This window comes from Dokdonella koreensis DS-123, assembly GCF_001632775.1.
Taxonomy (GTDB): domain Bacteria; phylum Pseudomonadota; class Gammaproteobacteria; order Xanthomonadales; family Rhodanobacteraceae; genus Dokdonella; species Dokdonella koreensis.
In genome coordinates this window covers 2061818-2080907 of record NZ_CP015249.1, presented here as the reverse complement: position 1 = coordinate 2080907, position 19090 = coordinate 2061818, and the positions used below count along the sequence as shown (strand labels likewise).

Sequence of the window (19090 nt, the reverse complement as noted above, 5' to 3'; positions counted from 1 at the left end):
TTCCCGTCCGCACCCGCCCGTCCCCTCGTCCTCCGCCGCCGATGAAGCGCCCGCTGTTCGCTCTGGCCGCCGCCGCGTTCGGCATCGGCACCACCGAGTTCGTCATCATGGGCCTGCTGCCGGACGTCGCCGCGGACCTGGCGGTATCGACGCCCGAAGCCGGCCTGCTGGTCTCCGGCTACGCGATCGGCGTCGCCGTCGGCGCCCCGCTGCTGGCGATCGCCACGGCGCGCTGGCCGCGCAAGCGCGCCCTGGTCGCGCTGATGGTGCTGTTCGTGATCGGCAACCTGTGCTGCGCGCTCGCGCCCGGCTACGCCTGGCTGATGGCGGCCCGCGTCGTGACGGCGTTCTGCCACGCGGCGTTCTTCGGCATCGGCGCGGTGGTCGCGGCGCAGATCGTCGAGCCGCACCGGCGTGCGCAGGCGGTGGCGCTGATGTTCACCGGCCTCACCCTCGCCAACGTGCTCGGCGTGCCGTTCGGCACGGCGCTCGGCCATGCGGCCGGCTGGCGCTCCACGTTCTGGGTGGTCGCGGCGATCGGCGTCGCGGCGGTCGCCGCGCTGCAGGCGTGGCTGCCGCGCCAGCTGCCGATGCAGGGCGGCAGCATCCTGCGCGAGTTCCGCGCCCTGGTCGGCGCGCGCATCCAGCTCGCGCTGCTGATAAGCACCGTCAGCTCGGCCAGCCTCTTCAGCGTCTTCACCTACATCGCCTACATCCTGCGCGACGTCGGTGGCTTCGTGCCGCCGCAGGAAAGCTGGGCACTGCTGGTGTTCGGCGCCGGCATCACGCTGGGCGGCCTGATCGGCGGCCGCCTGGCGGACTGGAAGCTGCTGCCCGCGCTGGCCGCACTGTGCGCCGGCACGGTGCTGGTGTTGGCGCTGTTCGCCTGGACCAGCCACTACCGGCTGCCGACCCTGGTCACCCTGTTCGCCTGGGGCATCGTCTGCTTCGCGATCGTGCCGGGCGCACAGCTCAACGTGATCGAGCAGGCGCGCGCCGCACCGAACCTCGCCTCCACGCTCAACCAGGGCGCGTTCAACCTCGGCAACGCAATCGGCGCCTGGTTCGGCGGGCTGGCGATCGGCAGCGGCCTGCCGCTGGCCGCCCTGCCGTGGCTGGGCTCGGGCCTCGCCGCGGTCGCGCTGGCCGCCGTGCTCGGTGCCGGCCGGCTCCAGGCGCATGCCGCGCCGGGTACGCCGGATCGCCCGACCTAGGCCAGCCGCGTTCCGTTCGGGACCGGGCGCTCCAGCGCGGTGACGACCACGCCGTCCTCGGTCGGGAAGCCGGTCAGCAGGAACTGCGACCGGAACGGCCCGATCTGCTTCTCCGGGAAGTTGACCACGCCGACGATCTGCCGGCCGACCAGGTCCTGCGGCTGGTACAGCGCCGCCACCTGGGCGCTGGTCTTGCGCTCGCCGTACGGGCCGAAATCGACCCAGATCTTGTAGGCCGGCTTGCGCGCCTCCGGAAACGGTTCCACGCGCAGGACCGTGCCGGCGGCCAGCACCACCTTCTCGAAATCGGCCCAGGTGATCGTCGGTTCGCTCATCGGCTCGTCTCCTTCGTTTCGCGTTCGAGGCCGACCTGGATCCAGCCCAGGTTGATGCCGATGCGTTCGGCGCGCGGATCGGCCCAGGCGTAGGCCAGCACGCGGCCGTCGGCGTCGTCGATGATCGACAGCTTCAGCACCGGCGTCCCGCCTTCGCGGAAGGTCAGCCGCTCCAGCCCCAGCGACCAGCCGCTCGGCGTCCCGTCGCGCCAGTTCAATGCGCTGCGCCCGCCCTCGTTGCCCAGGCGCAGCTGCCGGTTCATGTGCCAGTCGCGGTTGTCCGCGCTGGCCTGCGGGCCGGCGCCGTTGACGGCGGCCCAGCCGCCGTACCAGTGCACGCGACGCACCTGCGCCTGCGCGTCGGGCCCGCGCGCCTGGTCGGCGTAGACACGCAGCTGGATGCCTTCGTCGGCCCGCGTGACCGCGATCGGCAGGAACGCGATCGCCGCGCCGATTCCCGGCGCGATCGTCGCGCAGGCGGCCGCATCGGCGGCCAGGCGCGCGCCGGACTGCGACGGGCGTTCCGGTGACAGGCGACAGGCATCGAGTGCCGTCCATTCGTTCGGGTCGGGGGCCGGATCGAGCTTCGGCGCCGCGACGCGCGCACGATACGGCGTCATCTGCTGCCCGCCATCGGCCGTCGCCGCGACCTGCATCAGCCAGGTCGCCGGCGCGCCGCCTTCCGGCTCGATACGCCAGGTCTGCCAACCGCCCTTGTACGAGCGCACCTGCAGGCGCAATCGCGGCGGCGCCAGCGCCGCCGCGTCGCCGGCGGCACGCCAGACCTGCTCGTGGTTGTCGTAGAGCCCGTCGGGCACGCCGGCCGCAGCCGGCGCCGGCGCCACGGCCGTCGGCCGCAGGCTGTGACAGGCCGCCAGCGGCAGCAGGAGAATCATCGAAAGCACGCGCTTCATCCGCCGAAGCATAGCAGCCGCGACCAGCGTGGCGATTGGGCGACGGGCGGCACGTCGCACGCGCGAGGGCCGCTTATCCTGCGACGTCCGCCTGCCTGTCACCCCGACCGTGCGAGGCACCGCCAGCCGGTCGAGGGAGGCCTGCGATGAGCCGCGAGATTCATCCCGCCGATCCGCGCCTGCGGCGCACCACGCTCGCGGCGCTCAGCGGCGCCGTGCTCGCGGCGGTCCTCGTCACGCTCGGGTTTCGTCACTGGCTCGCCGGTGCGGCGGACATGATGTCGATCGAGCAACTGATCGCCGTGGTCCGCCAGCTGACCGGCGCGCTGACGATGATCGGCGGCGCCTGCGTGCTGGTGCTCGCCCTGCATGCCCTGCGCGTCGCCGCCGGCGTCAGCCGCCAGCAGCGCTGGCCGCGGGCCGAGGCACGCACGCTGCGCGACGTACCGGTCCGCCGCGGCGCCGACGCGCTGCGGGTCGCCACGGCGACCCGCATCGGTGCCGTGCTGCTGATCGCGCTCGCCGCGGTGGCGGCGCTGTCGGCATGGCGCCTGCTGGGTTTTCCCGAGCCCTGACCGGGCCGCGCGAAACGCCGGTCAGCCCAGCGAAGCGGGCAGCAGGCCTTCGACGAAGGCCGTCGCATCGAACACGCGCAGGTCCTCGCTGCTTTCGCCGAGCCCGACGAACCGGATCGGCAGGCCGAACTCGCGTGCCAGCGCGAACACCACGCCGCCCTTGGCGGTACCGTCGAGCTTGGTCACGACCAGGCCGGTGACGCCGATCGCCTCGCGGAACTGGCGCGCCTGGTTGACCGCATTCTGGCCGGTGGTGCCGTCGATGACCAGCAGCACCTCGTGCGGCGCAGCGGCGTCGAGCTTGCCGAGCACGCGGCGGATCTTCGCCAGCTCGTCCATCAGGCCCGACTGCGTGTGCAGGCGCCCGGCGGTGTCGGCGATCAGGAGGTCCGCGCCGCGCGCGCGCGCCGTCTGCAGCGCATCGAAGATCACGCTGGCCGAGTCGGCACCGGTGCCCTGGGCGATCACCGGCACTTGGTTGCGCTCGCCCCAGGTCGTCAGCTGTTCCACCGCGGCGGCACGGAACGTATCGCCGGCGGCCAGGATCACGTTGCGGCCTTCGCCCCGATAGCGCCGCGCCAGCTTGCCGATCGTCGTCGTCTTGCCGACGCCGTTGACGCCGACGACCAGCACGACGTACGGCCGGGCGCCGTCCACCTGCAGCGGCCGCGCCACCGGTTCGAGCAGCGCGACCAGGTCGGCGCGCAGCGCCGCCAGCAGCGCGCCGGCGTCGGCGAACTCACGCTTGGCGACGCGCCGGCGCAGGCCGTCGACCAGGTCGGTCGCGGCGGCGACGCCGACGTCGGCCGTGATCAGCGCCGTCTCCAGCTCGTCGAGCAGCGCATCGTCCAGCTTCGGGTTGCGCACGAACAAGGCGCCGAGGTTGCGCGCGAACGCGCTGCCGGCCAGGCGGTCGCGCCAGCTGCGGCGCGCCGGCGCGCCGGCCTCGGACGCCGCTGCGGCGGAAGCGGCGAGATCGGCCTCCGTCTCCTCGGTGGCGGCCTCGTCCACCGGGGCGTCCGGCGGCGATGCCGGTGCCTCGACCGGCGGCACGGCGTCGTCGGCCACCGCCGGTACCGCCGCCTGCACGTCCTCGGCCGGCGGTTTCTTCTTCCAGAACTTGAGCATTGCGTGCGTATTGGGGCCAAAATGCGGGCGCCCATCCTATCATCGCCCTTTCATGCCCGACCCCCGATTCCCGCCGGGCCGCCTGCGCATCATCGCCGGCCACCTGCGCGGATCACGGCTGCAGATCCCCGCCGCGCCGGGGCTGCGCCCCACGCCCGAACGCGTGCGCGAGACCCTGTTCAACTGGCTGGCGCCGCTGATCGAGGGCGCCCGCTGCCTGGACCTGTTCGCCGGCACCGGCGCGCTCGGCATCGAGGCGCTCTCGCGCGGCGCGGCGCACTGCCTCTTCGTCGAACGCGATCCGGCGCTGGCCCGCGCGCTCACCCAGAACCTCGCGCGGCTCAAGGTCGGCAACGGCGAGGTGCTGTGCACCGACGCGGCGGACTGGCTGAGCCGCCCCGACGGCGAAGCCTTCGACATCGCCTTCGTCGATCCGCCGTTCGCCGACCAGCGGTGGGACACGACGCTGGCACGCCTGGAAAGCGCAGGCCGCCTGAAGCCGGCGGCCTGGATTCATGTCGAGGCACCGGCCACCCAGGCGTTCGCGGTCCCGCCGTCGTGGCAGCTGCACCGGGAAGGACGCGCCGGTGCCGTGCGCCACGCGCTCTACCGGCGCTAGAGCGGGCCGCGAAACAGGTCGCCGGAGCGCATCGCGAAACGCCGGGCTGCTAAGCTAACGCAGCCCGTCCCCCGCACGGTCTCTATCCGATGCCGACCTCCCCGCAGCGCTCACGCCTGGCGATCTATCCCGGCACGTTCGATCCGATCACCAACGGCCACATCGACCTGGTGCACCGCGCCAGTCCGCTGTTCGAGCGGCTGGTGGTGGCCGTCGCCGAAAGCCCCAGCAAGGGACCCGGCTTCAGCCTGGAGGAGCGCATCGAGCTGGCCCGGATCGCGCTGCAGGACCTGCCCAACGTCGAGGTGCAGGGCTTCTCCTCGCTGCTCGCCCACTTCGTCGAGCAGACCGGCGCCGGCGTGATCCTGCGCGGCCTGCGCGCGGTGTCGGATTTCGAGTACGAGTTCCAGCTCGCCAGCATGAACCGGCACCTGATCCCGAAGGCCGAGACGTTGTTCCTGACGCCGGCCGAGAAGTACAGTTTCATTTCCTCCTCGCTGGTCCGCGAGGTCGCGCGACTCGGCGGCGACGTGTCCGGCTTCGTCCACCCGGTGGTCCAGGAGGCGCTGCGCCGGCGCTGGGCCACCCCCGCCGCCTGACGTGCCGCTGCCGTCGCCGGCGGCCGACATCACCGGCGCCGGCGCAAGCTGGTACTCTTGATCCGTTTTCTTACGCTCCTTCGATCCTCCAGGAATCCCTCCCATGCGCAAGATCCTGATTCCCCTCGCCCTCGCCGTGGCCTCGACCTTCGTCCTGAGCGCCTGCGACAAGGCCGCCGAGACCTCGGCGCAGCAGGCCGCCCCGACCGTCGAGACCGTGCCTCTGCCGACCGACCCGGCCGACACCGCGGCGTGGAAGAAGTACCTCGCCAACGTCGTCACCAACAACATGCAGGGCGTGACCACCACCCGTCCGTACATGTACTACATCCCCGGTGGCGAGGACGAGAAGGCCCTCGACGACCGCAGCAACCAGCTGGAGAACGTGCGCGGCGTCGTCGGCCGCGGCGTGCTGCCCGGCAACATGATGGCCTTCGGCGGTCCGGACTCCAAGATCACCGCCGACTTCGTCATCGAGGCCTTCGGCGGCGCCCAGTCCGGTTCGTTCAAGGACGTCGTCGTGCTGGTCGTCGGCACGCCGGACGACACCACCCGCGTCAAGGAAGCGCTGGCACCGAGCGGCGCCAACGTGCGCGCCGCCGAACTGAAGTAGGCCCCGTACTCAGCACGGCCGGCGGCACGTCCGCCGGCCGGCCGATCCGCCATGTCGCTCAAGATCACCGAAGACTGCATCAACTGCGACGTCTGCGAGCCGGTCTGCCCCAACACGGCGATCTCGCTGGGCGCCGAGATCTACGAGATCGCGCTCAGCCGCTGCACCGAATGCGTGGGCCATTTCGACCTTCCGCAATGCGTGGAGGTCTGCCCGGTGGAGTGCATCGTCGTCGAGGACGCACACCCCGAGTCGCGCGAGCAGCTGTTCGCCAAGTACCAGGCACTGATCGCGAAGAACGCCGCATGAGATCACCCCGTTTCCGCCACGGCCTGCCGCGCGCCGTGCTCCTGCTGCTGGCCGTGCTGCTGGCCGTCCCGTGCCTGGCCGCCCCGGCCGGTGCCGAGCGTCCCGGCAAGGCGGCGATCGCCAGCGCGCACCCGCTGGCGACCGCCGCAGGCTTCGAGGTACTGGCCCGCGGCGGCAACGCCTTCGACGCCGCGATCGCCGTCGGCGCCGCCCTGTCGGTGGTCGAGCCGCAGAGTTCGGGCATCGGTGGCGGCGGTTTCTTCCTGCTGCACAGCGTTGCCGACGGCAAGGACGTGTTCCTCGACGCACGCGAGACCGCGCCGGCCGCGACGCGCGGCGAACTGTGGATCGGCACCGACGGCAAGCTCGACCGCGACAAGTCGGTCAACGGACCGCTGTCCGCCGGCATCCCGGGCGAGCCGGCCGCGTTCACCTGGCTCGCCGCCCAGCGCGGCAAGCTGCCGCTCAAGGTCTCGCTGGCACCGGCGATCCGGCTGGCGCGCGAAGGGTTCCCGGCCTACCCGCGCCTGGTCGCGGCGATCGGCCAGCGCCGCGCCGTGCTCGAGCGCTGGCCGGCGGCCGCCGGCCTCTATCTCGTCGACGGCGCCGTGCCGGCCGAAGGCCAGCGCCTGCGCTTCCCGGACCTGGCCGCCACGCTCGAGCGCATCGCCGAGTCCGGTGATGCCGGCTTCTACCAGGGCGCCTTCGCGCAGCGCATGGTCGAGGCCGTGCGTGCCGCTGGCGGCACCTGGAGCGCCGAGGACCTGGCCGGCTACCGCGTGAAGCTGCGCGAGCCGCTGACGGTGGCGTATCGCGACTGGCGCATCGTCACCGCGCCGCCGCCGTCCTCCGGCGGCATCGCGGTGGCCGAGATGCTCAACATCCTTTCCGGCTACGAGCTCGGCCGGCTCGACCGCGTGCAGCGCACCCACCTGACGATCGAAGCGATGCGCCGCGCCTACCGCGACCGCGCCGAGTACCTGGGCGATCCGGACTACGTCCAGATGCCCGTCGCCGAGCTGACCAGCCCGCTCTACGCCGCCGGCCTGCGCGCCTCGATCCATCCGCAGAAGGCCACGCCGAGCGCCCTGCTGCCCGGCTACGGCGCGCCGGCCGAGTCCACCCATACCACGCACTATTCGATCATCGACGCCGACGGCAACCTCGCGTCGGTCACCAAGACGGTCAACCTCACGCTCGGCTCGGGCTTCGTCGTGCCGGGCACCGGCTTCGTGCTCAACAACGAGATGGACGACTTCGCGCTGCGGCCCGGCGAGCCCAATGCCTTCGGCCTGGTCGGCGGCGACGCCAACGCGCCGCGGCCCGGCCATCGCCCGCTGTCGTCGATGACGCCGAGCTTCGTGATCGGAAAGGATCGCGTCGGCGTGATCGGCACGCCCGGCGGCAGCCGCATCATCACGATGGTGCTCGAAGGCATCCTGGCCTTCATCGACGGCGAGGCGCCGGCCAAGGTCGCCGCCAACCCGCGCTTCCACCACCAGTACCTGCCCGACGTCGTGTCCGCCGAACCGGACGCCTTCTCCGCCGAGGAAACCCGCGCGCTCGAAGCGATGGGCCACGTCGTCAACCGCGGCGAGCGCACCTGGGGCCTGATGAACGTCGTCAGTTGGGAACGCACGACCGGCACCGTGCAGGCCGGCTCGGACCCGCGCGGCGGCGGCGGTGCCGGCGCGGCCGCCGTGAAATAGAGGACTCCGCGATGAAGCTCTGGTCGATCCTCGGCAACTCGCAGCGCCTCGACGGCGGCGCGATGTTCGGCAACGCGCCGCGCGCGGTCTGGCAGACCTGGATCGCGCCCGACGCCGGCAACGGCATTCCCCTCGCCTGCCGCTGCCTGCTGGCCGAAGGCCTGGCCGGCAAGACCGTGCTGTTCGAGACCGGCATCGGCGCGTTCTTCGAGCCGAAGCTGCGCGAACGCTACGGCGTGGTCGAGGAGCGCCACGTGCTGCTCGACTCGCTGGCCGCCGCCGGCTTCAGCCACGAGGACATCGACGTCGTCGTGCTCTCGCACCTGCATTTCGACCATGCAGGCGGCCTGCTGGCCGCCTGGGAAGCCGGGCAGCCGCCACGCCTGCTGTTTCCCAACGCCACCTATGTCGTCGGCGCGGCGCACTGGCAGCGCGCGCTGGCGCCGCATCCGCGCGATCGCGCCTCGTTCATCCCGGAACTGCCGCAGCTGCTGCTCGACAGCGGGCGGCTGGAACGGGTCGAGGGCGCGCAGGCGCAGGCACTCGGCGACGCGGTGCGGTTCGAGGTGTCCGACGGCCACACGCCGGGCCTGCTGCTGGCGGAGATCGTCGCACCGGGCGGCGGGGTGGTTTTCTGCGCGGATCTGATCCCCGGCCGTCCCTGGGTGCACTTGCCGATCACCATGGGCTACGATCGTTACCCGGAGCTGCTGATCGACGAGAAGCGGGCTTTCCTCGAAGACAAGCTCGCCCGTGACGTCAAGCTGTTCTTCACGCACGATGCCGGCTGCGCGCTGGCCGCCATCGAACGTGACGCCAAGGGCCGCTACGGCACCCGCGACGAGCGCGACCGCCTCGACGCCTGGCCGCTGGCCGCCTGACACCGATCACCGGCCGCGGCCGACCGCGTGCCTCATCAAGGAGAGTCCCGATGCGCACCCCCTTTGCACTCGTGTTGTCCCTGTTGCTGGCCGGCGGCGCCTGCGCCCACGAAGGCGCGCACGACGGTGCCGGCCACGGCGGCGGCGTCGACCACGACCGCACGCCGGCCGGCGCGACGCCGGTACAGCAGACCGAAGCCGGCGCCGTCTACGGCGCACCGCTCGCCGCGGCGCCGGCCACGGCCGTTTCGATCGACGATGCCCACGCGAACCTGACGGCACAGGCCGGCAAGGACGGTGCCTGGAGCGGCCGCATCACCCAGGTCTGCCAGAAGATGGGCTGCTGGCTGGTGCTGACTGGCGAAGGCGACCGCCACGCGCGCGTGTTCATGCACGACCATGCCTACAGCGTCCCGAAGGACGCCAGCGGCCAGGCGATCGTCTACGGCACGCTCAGCGAGAAGAAGCTCGACGCCAAGGAGGTCCAGCACCTCAAGGACGACGGCGCCAAGGCACCGGCCGAGCGCGAGCTGCAGATCGACGCCCGTTCGGTGCTGATCCTCAAGGCGGCCTGACGGCCGCAATGAAGCGCCCGCTCGTCCTGGGTCTGGCACTGGCCGCGATCGCGGCCGGTGCCGGCTGGTGGCTGCTGCGCACGCCGGAGGCGCCGCCGTCGGCGCCCGGTTCGATCGCCATCGATCCCGCCCACCCCGATCCCGCCGACGAAGGCCGCACGGTCAGCCTGACCGGCGAGCTGGTGGTCGAGGGCGCGGCGCACGACGACCCGCTCGGCATCGGCACGCGGGCACCCGGCCTGCTGCGCGAGGTCGCGATGTACCAGTGGCGCGAGCACTGCGATGGCGACCGCTGCCGCTACGACACCGGCTGGGAAGACGGCGCGATCGACTCGGCCGCATTCCGCCAACCCGAAGGGCACGCCAATCCGGGCGAGCAGCCGTTCGACGATGCCGCCTTCTACGCCGACCGCGTGCGGATCGGTGCGCTGACCGTCGTGCCGGCGCTGCTGCGCACGCTGCCGACCGAGCCGCTCCCGGCCACGCTCGGCCAGCTGCCGCCCAACCTCGCCGCCAGCTTCTCCGAGCGCGACGGCGTGCTCTACAGCGGCGATCCGGACGCACCGGCCGTGGGCGACCTGCGCATCCGTTATCGCCAGCTTCAGGCCGGCACGGTCACGCTGTCGGGCCTGCAACGGGGAAGCGAGCTGCAGCCGATTCCATGACCCACACCGGCCGCATCGCGGCGCCGCCCCGGGCGACGACCCGCCCACGTTCCGCCGGCCGCCGCCTGGCGCCGATCCTCGCACTGGCGGTCGCATCGGCGGCGCAGGCCGACGAGGACCGTTTCTCGCTGACGATCTCCGGTTTCCGCCCGACCTCCACCACCGAATTCCAGGGCAGTTCCTCGGCCGTGCCCGGCGAGACGCTCAACCTGGAAGAGGACTTCGACCTGGCGCGCAAGGCCACGCGCACGCGCATCGAGGGCATGGTGCGCCTGAGCGAACGCCAGCGGCTGACCTTCGTCTACTACAACATCAACCGCAAGCGCAGCCTGGCCGTCGACGAGGAGTTCTCGTGGAACGGCCAGCACTACGACATCGACACGCTGATCACCACGCGCTTCGAGTTCTCGCTGGCCACGCTCTCCTACGAGTACGCCTTCCTGGAGACGCCGCAGTGGCTCGTCGCCGGCTCGATCGGCGCCCACTGGGCCGAGGCCCAGGCCAGCATCGTCGCCGCCGACACCTCCCTGATCGACGTCAAGGAGCGGACCAGCGGCGGCTCGCCGGCGCTCGGCCTGCGCGTGCTCGCCACGCCGGTGCCGCGGCTGCGGCTCAGCGGCTACGGGCAGGCGTTCAAGGCGCGCGTGGACGGCATCGACGCGCGCTTCACCCGCGCCGGGCTCGCGGTCGAGTACCGCGTGCACGACCACCTGGGCCTGCAGGTCGGCTACGACTGGTTCAAGCTCAGCGCCGACTACGCGCAGACCTACTGGTCGGGCAAGCTCGACATCAACATCCACGGCCCCACCGCCGGCGTCACGTTCGCGTTCTAGCCGGCGGTCGGGAAACCGCCTGCCGGCGCGATCCTCGGCAAGGATCGCTCGCGCGACGGCGGCGCAGGCCGTCGATCCGCCGCACCGGCGGCGCGGCGTTGCCGCGACCGTATCCGTCGAGAACGGCGCGACGGCCCCTGCTCGACGACCTGGCAGCAGCCGGACAACGGCGCGACCGGCGCGCACACGCGGCCGGCGCTGTGACCGCATGCGCCAAACCGCGGTACCATCCGCGGCCTTCCGTCCTTCCGCCTTTCCCAGGACACCGATGACGACCAAGACCCTCAAGGTCGCGCTGCTGCAGGAGTCCGACCGCGGCAGCCGCGACGCCAATCTCGCCGCGATCGAGACCGGGCTGCGCGAGGCCGCCGCCGCCGGCGTGCAGCTGGTCCTGCTGCAGGAACTGCACAACGGCCCGTACTTCTGCCAGCACGAGAACGTCGACGAGTTCGACCGTGCCGAGGCGATTCCCGGCTACAGCACCGAGCGCCTGGGCGCGCTCGCCGCGGAACTGAAGCTGGTCCTGGTCGCCTCGCTGTTCGAGCGGCGCGCCGGCGGGCTGTACCACAACACCGCGGTGGTGTTCGACCGCTCCGCGGCGATCGCCGGCAAGTACCGCAAGATGCACATTCCCGACGATCCGGCGTTCTACGAGAAGTTCTACTTCACGCCCGGCGACCTCGGCTTCAATCCGGTCGAGACCTCGGTCGGCCGGCTCGGCGTGCTGGTGTGCTGGGACCAGTGGTACCCGGAAGCGGCGCGCATGATGGCCCTGGCCGGCGCCGACCTACTGCTGTACCCCACGGCGATCGGCTGGGACCCGGCCGACGAGCCGGCCGAGAAGGAGCGCCAGCGCGATGCCTGGATCACCGTGCAGCGCGCCCATTCGGTCGCCAACGGCATTCCGCTATTGGCCTGCAACCGCTACGGTTTCGAGGCGGCGCCCGACGGCGGCCGCGGCATCCAGTTCTGGGGCAACAGCTTCGTCAGCGGCCCGCAGGGCGAGTTCATCGCGCAGGCCACCAGCGACCGGCGCGAACTGCTGATCACCGATATCGATCTCGCCCGCAGCGAGTCGGTGCGGCGGATCTGGCCGTTCCTGCGCGACCGCCGGATCGACGCCTATGCGGACCTCCTCAAGCGCTACCGCGACTGAACACAGCCTCGTCCATGTCCTCGCCTTCCGAAGCATCCCCCCACCGGCCGTCGTCCCCGAGCCCGCCACGCCACTCGCCGGTCAGCCGATCGCGCGCGTGCAGCGCGACGGCGTCGAGTACGTCGTGCTCGGCACCGCCCACGTCTCGCGTGCCAGCGTCGAGGCCGTGCACGCGATCGTACGCAGCGAAGCCTTCGACGCCATCGCGGTCGAGCTGTGCGAGCCGCGCCTGCGCTCGATCAAGGACCCCGATGCGCTGCGCAACCTGGACCTGTTCCAGGTGATCCGCCAGCGCAAGGTGGGCCTGGTCGCCGCCAATCTCGCGCTCGGCGCGTTCCAGCGCCGCATCGCCGAGCAGTTCGGCATCGAGCCCGGCGCCGAGATGAAGGCCGCGATCGACGAGGCCGAGGCGCGCGGGCTACCGCTGTGGCTGATCGACCGCGAGGTCGCCATCACGCTGCGCCGGGCCATCCGCAGCGTCGGCTTCGTCGAGCGCATGGGCCTGATGGCCGGCCTCGCCGGCAGCCTGTTCTCGCGCGAAGAAGTGGAGGAAAGCGAGATCGAGAAGCTCAAGCAGGGCGACATGCTCGGCAGCATGTTCGGCGAGTTCGCCAAGGAATCGCCGCCGCTGTACGAGGCGCTGATCGCCGAGCGCGACCGCTACATGACCGCGCACCTGCGCGAACAGGCCGCCCAGGCACCGGTCCGGCGCGTGCTGGTGGTCGTCGGCGCCGGCCACATGGCGGGCATCGAGCGCGAGCTGGTCGGCCAGAACGAGCCGCCGCAGGCGCTGCAGCAGCGCCTGGCCGAGTCGCCGCCGCCCTCGCCGTGGCCCAAGGTGATCGGCATCGCGGTCTTCGCGGCGATCGCGCTGGCGATCGCGGTACTGTTCACGCGCGGCGCCGGCTTCGGTACCGACGCGCTGCTGGTCTGGGTGCTGTGCACCGGCATCGGTGCCGCGCTCGGCGCCTTCGCCGGCGGCGGCCATCCGCTGAGCGCCCTGGCCGCGTTCATCGTCGCGCCGCTCAAGCCGTTCCGGCCCGGCGTCCCGTCGGGTGCCGCCAGCGCCGCGGTGGAGGTGTGGTTCCACCGCCCGCGCGTGGCCGACTTCGACAGCCTGCGCGACGACGTCGTGCACTGGACCGGCTGGTGGAAGAACCGCGTCTCGCGCACGCTGCTGGTCTTCATGTTCACGAACATCGGCATGATGTTCGGTACCTGGGTCGCCGGTTTCAGGATCTTCGGGAAGCTGATCTAGTGAATTTCGTACGCCGCTTGTTCAAACCCCGCTGGCAGTCGGCCGACGCCGCCGTACGGCTCGCCGCCGTCATCGGTGAAAGCGCCCCCGAGCTGGAGGCCGCCCTGCCGCAGATCGCACGCACCGACGCCGACGCCGCGGTGCGCCTGGCGGCGCTCCGGCGCCTGGCCGATCCGGGCCTGGCCCAGGCGCTGGCGCACGACGACGCCGATGCCGGCAACCGCGAGACCGCGCGCCTGCTGTGGTTCGAGCTGCTGGCCGGCCGCCATGCCAAGGCGCCGGCCCTGGCCGAGCGGCAGCGCCTGCTGGAAGCGCAGGACGAGCCGCGGCTGATCGAGCACCTCGCCCAGCACGCCGCCGAGCCGGCGCTGCGCGCCAGCGCGCTGGCACGCGTGACGCGTGCGACGCTCCTGGTCGAGCGCGCGACCGGCGAGCCCGACCCGGCCCTGCGCCTGGCCGTGGTCGAGCGGATCGAGGACGAGACGCTGCTGGAGCGCATCGCCGAACGCAGCCGCAAGAGCGACAAGCAGGTCTATCGCCGCGCACGCGAGAAGATCGACGCGGCCCGCCTGGCCCGCGGCGACGACACCGCGATCGCCGCCGAGGCTCGCCAGCTCTGCGAGCGGCTCGAACAGCGCCTGCGCCACGGCGACACCGATACCGACGACGAACAGGCCCTGCGCGCGCGCTGGCAGGCGATCGCCGATCGCGCGCCGGCCGCGTTCCGCACCCGCTTCCAGGCCGCCGGCGAGCTGCTCGCGCTGCGCCGCGATCCGGAGCAGATGGCCGCCCTGCGCCGGCGCACCGGCGAGATCGACGCCATCGGCCAGGAGATCGAGGCGATCGAGCACGCGCTCGGCGCCGCCGACGCGCTGCAGCAGCGCGAGGCGATCGCCGCCCGCGTCGACGCCCTGGCCGAGCGCTGGGCCGCCGTCGCCGAAGCCGGCGGCAGCCTGCGCGAAGCCAATGAACGGCGGCTCTCGGCCGTCGTCGCACGCCTGGGCGAACTGGCCTCCGCGCCGCTGCCGCCACTGGTGGTCGCCGCGCCTGCGCCCGCCCCTGCTCCGAAGCCGGCGGCCACCCCGGCCGACGGCGAGCGCCGCCGGGCCGAACGGCAGCAGCGCCAGGACGCGCTCGCGGCGGCGCTCGCGGAACTGGAAACCGCGCTCGAGGCCGGCCACAGCGGGCCGGCCCACCAGGCGCATGCGCGCGTGGCTGAGGCACGCAAGGCCCTTTCCGAGGCCCCCGCGCGCGAACTCGCGCAGCGGCTGGCCGATGCCGAGGGCCGCTATGCGCAGATCGCGCGCTGGCAGCGCTGGAGCGACGACCAGCGCCGCGAGGCGCTGTGCGCCGACATCGAGGCCCTGGCCGGCAGCGGCCTGCATCCGGACGCCGTCGCCACCCGCGTGCGCGAGGCCCAGGCCGAATGGTCCCGGCTCGACGCGCTCGAAGGCGGCCGCGGCGGCAGCGGCGGCCTGGGCCGTCGCTTCCACGCCGCCTGCCGCGAGGCGATCAAGCCCACCCGCGCCTATTTCGAGAAGCGCGATGCGCTGCGCCAGTCGCACGCGCAGGCGATCGGCGCCGTGCTCGGACGCATCACCGGCACCGGCGAAGCCCCGGCCGACGTGCGCACGCTCGCCGCGCAGCGGCGTGAAGTGGTCGAGGCGCTGCGTGCGCTCGATCGCGTCGATCCGCGCGAGCGCAAGCGCCTGGCCGAGCAGCTGCGCGGCGCCCTGACCACGCTCGATACGCAGATCGCCGCCCACGATGCTGGCATCGAGGCCGGCAAGCAGCGCCTGATCGCCGAGGCCGCCGCCCTGGCCGCCGAGGCCGACCTGCGCAGCGCGATCGCCAGCGCCAAGGACCTGCAGCGGCGCTGGCAGGCCGCCGGCAGCGGACGGCGCGCGCGCGACCAGCAGCAGTGGACCGAATTCCGCACCACGATCGACGCCGTCTTCGCGCGTGCCGACGGCGAACGCGCCGCCCGCGACGCCCAGAGCCAGGCCGCACGGCAGGCCGCCGAGGCCCTCTGCGCCGAGCTGGAAGCCCTGGCCGCCGCCGACAGCGTCGAGCGCGGCGCACAGCAGCGCATCGACCAGGCCTGGCTGGCGCTCGGCATCCGCGACGAGGACCTGCGCGCGCGCTACCGTGCCGCGCAGGGGGCCCTGCGCGATGCCGCCGAGCAGGCCGCCCGCCTGCGCCGGCGTGCCGGCTTCGACGCCTGGCTGGCGCTGCATGCGGCCTGCCGTGCGGTCGAACGCGGCGAGCTCGATACCGATGCCGCGCGCCTGCGTATCGACGCCATCGGTGCCGATGCGGTGGCCGCGACGGCACTGCACGCGCGCATCGACCGCGCGCTGGCCGGCGATCCCGCCGCCGGCGCCGACGAGGACGCCGTGCGCGACTGCCTGGTCGAGCTCGAAGCCCTCGCCGCCATCGACTCGCCCGACGAGGACCGCCAGCGACGCCTGGACCTGCAGGTCGGCCGGTTGTCGGCGCGCCTGCGCGGCGGCGACGCCGACGGAAGTCCCCAGGAAACCCTCGTGCGCCTGCTCGAACGCTGGGCCGCACTCGGTCCGGCGCCGGTGTTCGAGTCCCGCCTGGAGCGCGCCGTCAGGCAGCTGGTCGGGGCGCTGGCCTGATCACGGACCGCATCGCCCGCCTCGGCCACCGGCCGGGCCGGGCCTCGTCCGCTCCGGGTGAGGCCGCCCGTCCTGCGCAATGAAGCCTCGGCCGGCCGCCGGCCGGCGCCGTAGCCTCGCTACGCCGCCGCCCGTGTCACGGCGGCGTGCCGGAAACTCAGCCCGTGGCCTTCGCCTGCCAGGCCTTCAGCACCTCCGCCTCGCGCTCCTTGGTCAGGCCGGCGCCGAGCTTGGCCTGCCGCTCGGCCGGCTGCTGGCGGAACCAGGCCAGCGTATCGGCCGCGGTGGCGGCCAGCGGACGGAAGGTCAGGCCCGCACCGACGGCCCGCGCATTGCTGCGGCGGGCGAAGCCGGCGGTCTCGCCGGTGCCGGGCAGCCAGACCGGCATGTCGCGCCACGGGGCGACCTTCTGTGCTTCGAGGAAATCGGCCGGCAACCAGTGCAGGCGGGCGCCGGCCGTGGTGGTCGCGCGGATGCCGTAGAGCATGGCATCGGTCCGCATCGTGTAGTCCGGGCCGGTGGCGTTGTAGACGCCGGTGCCTTTCGCCTCGACCAGCCGGATCATCCATTCGGCGAGGTCGCGCGCATCGATGAACTGCACCGGGTCGCTGCCATCGCCCGGCGCCACGACGTCGCCGCCGGCGGCCAGGCGCACCGGCCAGTAGGTGAAGCGGTCGCTCTCGTCGCCGGGGCCGACGATCAGGCCCGGCCGCACGATCGTCGCGCGATCGCCGAACCGCTTCTGCGCTTCGCGCTCGCAGGCCGCCTTGAGCGGCCCGTAGAGGCCCATGTTCGCGCGCAGCGAGGCCTGCGTCTCCTTCATGACGTCCTTGCCCTCGTAGGTGGCCAGCGGCGCCGACTCGTCCGCGTCCACGGCGGTGCTGGCGGCGTAGACCGAGATCGTCGAGACGAACACGTACTGGCCGACCTTGCCCTTGAGCACCTTGCCGACGTCGCGCACCCAGAACGGGATGCTGGTCGGGTTGTCGATGCACACGTCCCACTCGCGGCCCTTGAGCGCATCGAGCGCGCCCTCGTTGCGGTCGCCGGTCAGCTGCTCCACCTCGGCCGGCCACTCCTGCGGACGGCGGCCGCGGTTGAACAGCGTCACCGTATGGCCGCGCGACAGCGCATAGCGCACCTGATGCGGCCCGAGGAAGCCGGTGCCGCCGAGGATCAGGATGCGCAGCGGCCGCGCCGCCGCCGGAGCCGGCGGTGCGGCGCCGAGCACGTGGGTGGACAGCGCGGCGGCGCCGGCCAGTGCACCGAGACGAAACAGATCGCGACGCGTGATCGACATGGGGTAGGTGCCTCCGGGCGGGCCTGGCGATGGACGGGGAAGTCCGCATTGGAGCCTGCGTGAAAACGCCGCAGCAGGGCCGAAGGTCATGACCGTGTCCGAAGTCATGGCACCGGACCCGCGAACGCGCAGCATCCGCACCATCAACGGCTTGCGTGCATCCGGCCCGGCCGGCCCTGCGGCGGCGCCGCAACTGATATGGTGTTTTCTCGTTCGACTGGATCTGTTGCTCCGCACCGGCCGCCACCACAATCCGTGGCGTGCCATTCCCGGACGCCCTGCCTTCTTCCTGCCGAAGGCCGCCATGAAACGCTACGAAGCCCTCGCCGAAGCCATCGCCGAATCGATCCGCAGCGGCGTGCTGCGCCCGGGCGACCGGATGCCGTCCGTGCGCCAGGCCAGCATCAGCCGCGAGGTCAGCCCGTCGACCGTCTTCCAGGCCTACTACCTGCTGGAGGCGCGCGGGTTGATCCGTGCGCGCGACCGCTCGGGCTACTACGTCACGGCCGGCTCGCAGGCGCTGCTGCCCGAGGCGCAGCAGGCTTCGCTGCCGGAGCCCGAGTCGGCACCGGTCGCGGTCAGCGAGCGCGTGTTCGAGGTGCTCGAATCGACCGCCGAGCGCGACGTGGTGCCGCTCGGCTCGGCCTTCCCGAGCCCGCACCTGTTCCCGCTGCAGCGGCTGGCACGCGTGATGGCGGCCACCGTGCCGCGGCTCGATCCGTGGAGCAGCGTCGACGACCTCGGCCCGGGCAATGCGCGGCTGCGCCGGCAGATCGCGCTGCGCTACCTGACCGACGGCCTGCACGTGCGCACCGAAGACATCGTCGTCACCAACGGCGCGCTGGAAGCGCTCAACCTGTGCCTCGGCGCGGTCACGCGGCCCGGCGACGCGGTGGTGGTCGAGTCGCCGGCCTTCTACGCCGCGCTGCAGGCGCTCGAACGCAACGGCCTGCACGCGATCGAGGTACCCACGCACCCGCGCGAAGGCGTGGACCTGGCCGCACTGGCCCAGGTGCTCGAACGCCACCGGCCCAAGGCCTGCTGGCTGATGACCAACTTCCAGAACCCGCTCGGCAGCCTGATGCCGGACGCCAAGAAGCGCGACCTGGTCGCGCTGGTGACGCGCCACCAAGTGCCGCTGATCGAGGACGACGTCTACGGCGAGCTCTACTTCGGCGCGCGCCGGCCGGTGCCGGCCAAGGCCTACGACAGCGAGGGCTGGGTCATGCACTGCGCCTCGTTCTCCAAGTGCCTGGCGCCCGGCTACCGGATCGGCTGGACCGTGCCGGGTCGCTTCGGGCGCGCGGTGACCCGGCTCAAGCTCAGCACCAGCCTGGGCGCGTCGATCCCGGCCCAGGCGACGCTCGCCGCCTACCTGGAGAAAGGCGGCTACGACAAGCACCTGCGCCAGCTGCGGCATGCACTGTCGGTGCAGCAGAACGCGATGCTGCAATCGGTGGCGCGCCATTTCCCCGAGGACACCCGCACCACGCGGCCCGACGGCGGCTACTTCCTGTGGGTGGAGCTGCCGCCGCACGTGCGTGCGCTCGACATCCACCGCTACGCGCTCTCGCACGGCATCAGCGTCGCGCCCGGGCCGATCTTCTCCGCGCGCGGCGACTACGGCCACTGCCTGCGGCTGAACTACGGCCACGCCTGGGACGCGCGCAGCGAAGCGGCGATGGCGACGCTCGGCCGGCTGGTGCGTGCCTTCCGCGATCCCGCCTGAACCCGTTCCTCTTCCGCCTCTCTCCGGACTCCGCTC

The 19090-nt window shown here is 72.6% G+C and carries 19 protein-coding genes; 15 read left to right on the top strand and 4 right to left on the bottom strand.

Going from position 1 to position 19090, the window contains the following annotated elements; genetic code table 11:
- The first annotated feature begins 41 nt into the window (after positions 1-41).
- Entirely contained in the window at positions 42-1214 is a 1173-nt protein-coding gene (locus I596_RS08365) for an MFS transporter (protein WP_067646351.1), read from the top strand.
- Here I596_RS08365 and I596_RS08360 read toward each other — a convergent pair.
- The gene (locus I596_RS08360) at positions 1211-1549 is read right to left on the bottom strand and encodes a tRNA-binding protein (RefSeq protein WP_067646348.1); all 339 of its coding nucleotides are present in this window, start codon (positions 1547-1549) and stop codon (positions 1211-1213) included. The two genes, I596_RS08365 and I596_RS08360, sit on opposite strands and share 4 nt — an antisense overlap.
- Positions 1546-2454: a hypothetical protein gene (locus I596_RS08355; protein WP_150132078.1), complete on the bottom strand. Its 909-nt coding sequence runs from the start codon at positions 2452-2454 to the stop codon at positions 1546-1548. The genes I596_RS08360 and I596_RS08355 overlap by 4 nt, the downstream gene beginning before the upstream one ends.
- 155 nt (positions 2455-2609) lie before the next feature.
- On the opposite strand from I596_RS08355, the gene I596_RS08350 reads away from it, so the two are divergent.
- Complete coding sequence (locus I596_RS08350; RefSeq protein WP_067646342.1) at positions 2610-3038, top strand: hypothetical protein; 429 nt, start codon at positions 2610-2612, stop codon at positions 3036-3038.
- 21 nt (positions 3039-3059) lie between these two features.
- Here I596_RS08350 and ftsY read toward each other — a convergent pair whose 3' ends face one another.
- Entirely contained in the window at positions 3060-4166 is a 1107-nt protein-coding gene (gene ftsY / locus I596_RS08345; protein ID WP_083965461.1) for a signal recognition particle-docking protein FtsY, read from the bottom strand.
- 52 nt (positions 4167-4218) lie between these two features.
- On the opposite strand from ftsY, the gene rsmD reads away from it, so the two are divergent.
- The 12 genes from rsmD to I596_RS08285 all read left to right on the top strand — a co-directional run bounded on the left by rsmD (position 4219) and on the right by I596_RS08285 (position 16025).
- Positions 4219-4785, top strand: coding sequence for a 16S rRNA (guanine(966)-N(2))-methyltransferase RsmD (gene rsmD, locus I596_RS08340; RefSeq protein WP_067646340.1), 567 nt, complete (start codon positions 4219-4221; stop codon positions 4783-4785).
- Positions 4786-4874: 89 nt separating this feature from the next.
- A complete protein-coding gene (gene coaD / locus I596_RS08335) occupies positions 4875-5384 on the top strand; it encodes a pantetheine-phosphate adenylyltransferase (RefSeq protein WP_067646336.1) in 510 nt (169 codons plus the stop codon).
- A 103-nt stretch (positions 5385-5487) separates the two neighbouring features.
- Entirely contained in the window at positions 5488-5997 is a 510-nt protein-coding gene (locus I596_RS08330; RefSeq protein ID WP_067646333.1) for a hypothetical protein, read from the top strand.
- 51 nt (positions 5998-6048) lie between these two features.
- The gene (locus I596_RS08325; protein ID WP_067646330.1) at positions 6049-6306 is read left to right on the top strand and encodes a YfhL family 4Fe-4S dicluster ferredoxin; all 258 of its coding nucleotides are present in this window, start codon (positions 6049-6051) and stop codon (positions 6304-6306) included.
- Positions 6303-8015, top strand: coding sequence for a gamma-glutamyltransferase (ggt, locus tag I596_RS08320; protein WP_067646327.1), 1713 nt, complete (start codon positions 6303-6305; stop codon positions 8013-8015). The genes I596_RS08325 and ggt overlap by 4 nt, the downstream gene beginning before the upstream one ends.
- Positions 8016-8026: 11 nt before the next feature.
- Positions 8027-8896, top strand: a complete 870-nt coding sequence (locus I596_RS08315) for an MBL fold metallo-hydrolase (RefSeq protein WP_067646324.1) — start codon at positions 8027-8029, stop codon at positions 8894-8896.
- A gap of 50 nt (positions 8897-8946) precedes the next feature.
- Positions 8947-9471: a DUF4920 domain-containing protein gene (locus tag I596_RS08310; protein WP_083965460.1), complete on the top strand. Its 525-nt coding sequence runs from the start codon at positions 8947-8949 to the stop codon at positions 9469-9471.
- A gap of 8 nt (positions 9472-9479) precedes the next feature.
- Positions 9480-10136: a TMEM43 family protein gene (locus I596_RS08305; RefSeq protein ID WP_067646318.1), complete on the top strand. Its 657-nt coding sequence runs from the start codon at positions 9480-9482 to the stop codon at positions 10134-10136.
- The gene (locus tag I596_RS08300; protein WP_067646315.1) at positions 10133-10969 is read left to right on the top strand and encodes a hypothetical protein; all 837 of its coding nucleotides are present in this window, start codon (positions 10133-10135) and stop codon (positions 10967-10969) included. Before I596_RS08305 ends, I596_RS08300 begins: the two co-directional genes overlap by 4 nt.
- A 268-nt stretch (positions 10970-11237) precedes the next feature.
- Positions 11238-12125: a carbon-nitrogen hydrolase gene (locus I596_RS08295; protein ID WP_067646312.1), complete on the top strand. Its 888-nt coding sequence runs from the start codon at positions 11238-11240 to the stop codon at positions 12123-12125.
- A 97-nt stretch (positions 12126-12222) separates the two neighbouring features.
- Positions 12223-13383 carry a TraB/GumN family protein gene (locus tag I596_RS08290; protein WP_236886345.1) on the top strand — a complete coding sequence of 387 codons (1161 nt, stop codon included), beginning with the start codon at positions 12223-12225 and terminating at the stop codon, positions 13381-13383.
- Positions 13383-16025: a DUF349 domain-containing protein gene (locus I596_RS08285; RefSeq protein ID WP_067646309.1), complete on the top strand. Its 2643-nt coding sequence runs from the start codon at positions 13383-13385 to the stop codon at positions 16023-16025. The genes I596_RS08290 and I596_RS08285 overlap by 1 nt, the downstream gene beginning before the upstream one ends.
- Positions 16026-16182: 157 nt before the next feature.
- Here the strand turns inward: I596_RS08285 and I596_RS08280 are convergent, their stop codons facing one another.
- Positions 16183-17325: an NAD-dependent epimerase/dehydratase family protein gene (locus I596_RS08280; RefSeq protein ID WP_067646306.1), complete on the bottom strand. Its 1143-nt coding sequence runs from the start codon at positions 17323-17325 to the stop codon at positions 16183-16185.
- Between the two features lie 304 nt (positions 17326-17629).
- Between I596_RS08280 and I596_RS08275 the strand changes: the two genes are divergently transcribed.
- Entirely contained in the window at positions 17630-19054 is a 1425-nt protein-coding gene (locus tag I596_RS08275; RefSeq protein ID WP_067651632.1) for an aminotransferase-like domain-containing protein, read from the top strand.
- The last annotated feature ends 36 nt before the right edge of the window (positions 19055-19090 follow it).

Bases quoted from the DNA above. Each gene is read 5' to 3' on its own strand.
- rsmD (WP_067646340.1), top strand. From the start codon at position 4,219: ATGCCCGACCCCCGATTCCCGCCGGGCCGCCTGCGCATCATCGCCGGC.
- I596_RS08310 (WP_083965460.1), top strand. From the start codon at position 8,947: ATGCGCACCCCCTTTGCACTCGTGTTGTCCCTGTTGCTGGCCGGCGGC.
- ftsY (WP_083965461.1), bottom strand. From the start codon at position 4,166: ATGCTCAAGTTCTGGAAGAAGAAACCGCCGGCCGAGGACGTGCAGGCG.
- I596_RS08330 (WP_067646333.1), top strand. From the start codon at position 5,488: ATGCGCAAGATCCTGATTCCCCTCGCCCTCGCCGTGGCCTCGACCTTC.
- I596_RS08315 (WP_067646324.1), top strand. From the start codon at position 8,027: ATGAAGCTCTGGTCGATCCTCGGCAACTCGCAGCGCCTCGACGGCGGC.
- I596_RS08365 (WP_067646351.1), top strand. From the start codon at position 42: ATGAAGCGCCCGCTGTTCGCTCTGGCCGCCGCCGCGTTCGGCATCGGC.
- I596_RS08295 (WP_067646312.1), top strand. From the start codon at position 11,238: ATGACGACCAAGACCCTCAAGGTCGCGCTGCTGCAGGAGTCCGACCGC.
- I596_RS08360 (WP_067646348.1), bottom strand. From the start codon at position 1,549: ATGAGCGAACCGACGATCACCTGGGCCGATTTCGAGAAGGTGGTGCTG.
- I596_RS08300 (WP_067646315.1), top strand. From the start codon at position 10,133: ATGACCCACACCGGCCGCATCGCGGCGCCGCCCCGGGCGACGACCCGC.
- I596_RS08350 (WP_067646342.1), top strand. From the start codon at position 2,610: ATGAGCCGCGAGATTCATCCCGCCGATCCGCGCCTGCGGCGCACCACG.
- I596_RS08325 (WP_067646330.1), top strand. From the start codon at position 6,049: ATGTCGCTCAAGATCACCGAAGACTGCATCAACTGCGACGTCTGCGAG.
- I596_RS08305 (WP_067646318.1), top strand. From the start codon at position 9,480: ATGAAGCGCCCGCTCGTCCTGGGTCTGGCACTGGCCGCGATCGCGGCC.
- coaD (WP_067646336.1), top strand. From the start codon at position 4,875: ATGCCGACCTCCCCGCAGCGCTCACGCCTGGCGATCTATCCCGGCACG.
- I596_RS08275 (WP_067651632.1), top strand. From the start codon at position 17,630: ATGAAACGCTACGAAGCCCTCGCCGAAGCCATCGCCGAATCGATCCGC.
- I596_RS08280 (WP_067646306.1), bottom strand. From the start codon at position 17,325: ATGTCGATCACGCGTCGCGATCTGTTTCGTCTCGGTGCACTGGCCGGC.
- ggt (WP_067646327.1), top strand. From the start codon at position 6,303: ATGAGATCACCCCGTTTCCGCCACGGCCTGCCGCGCGCCGTGCTCCTG.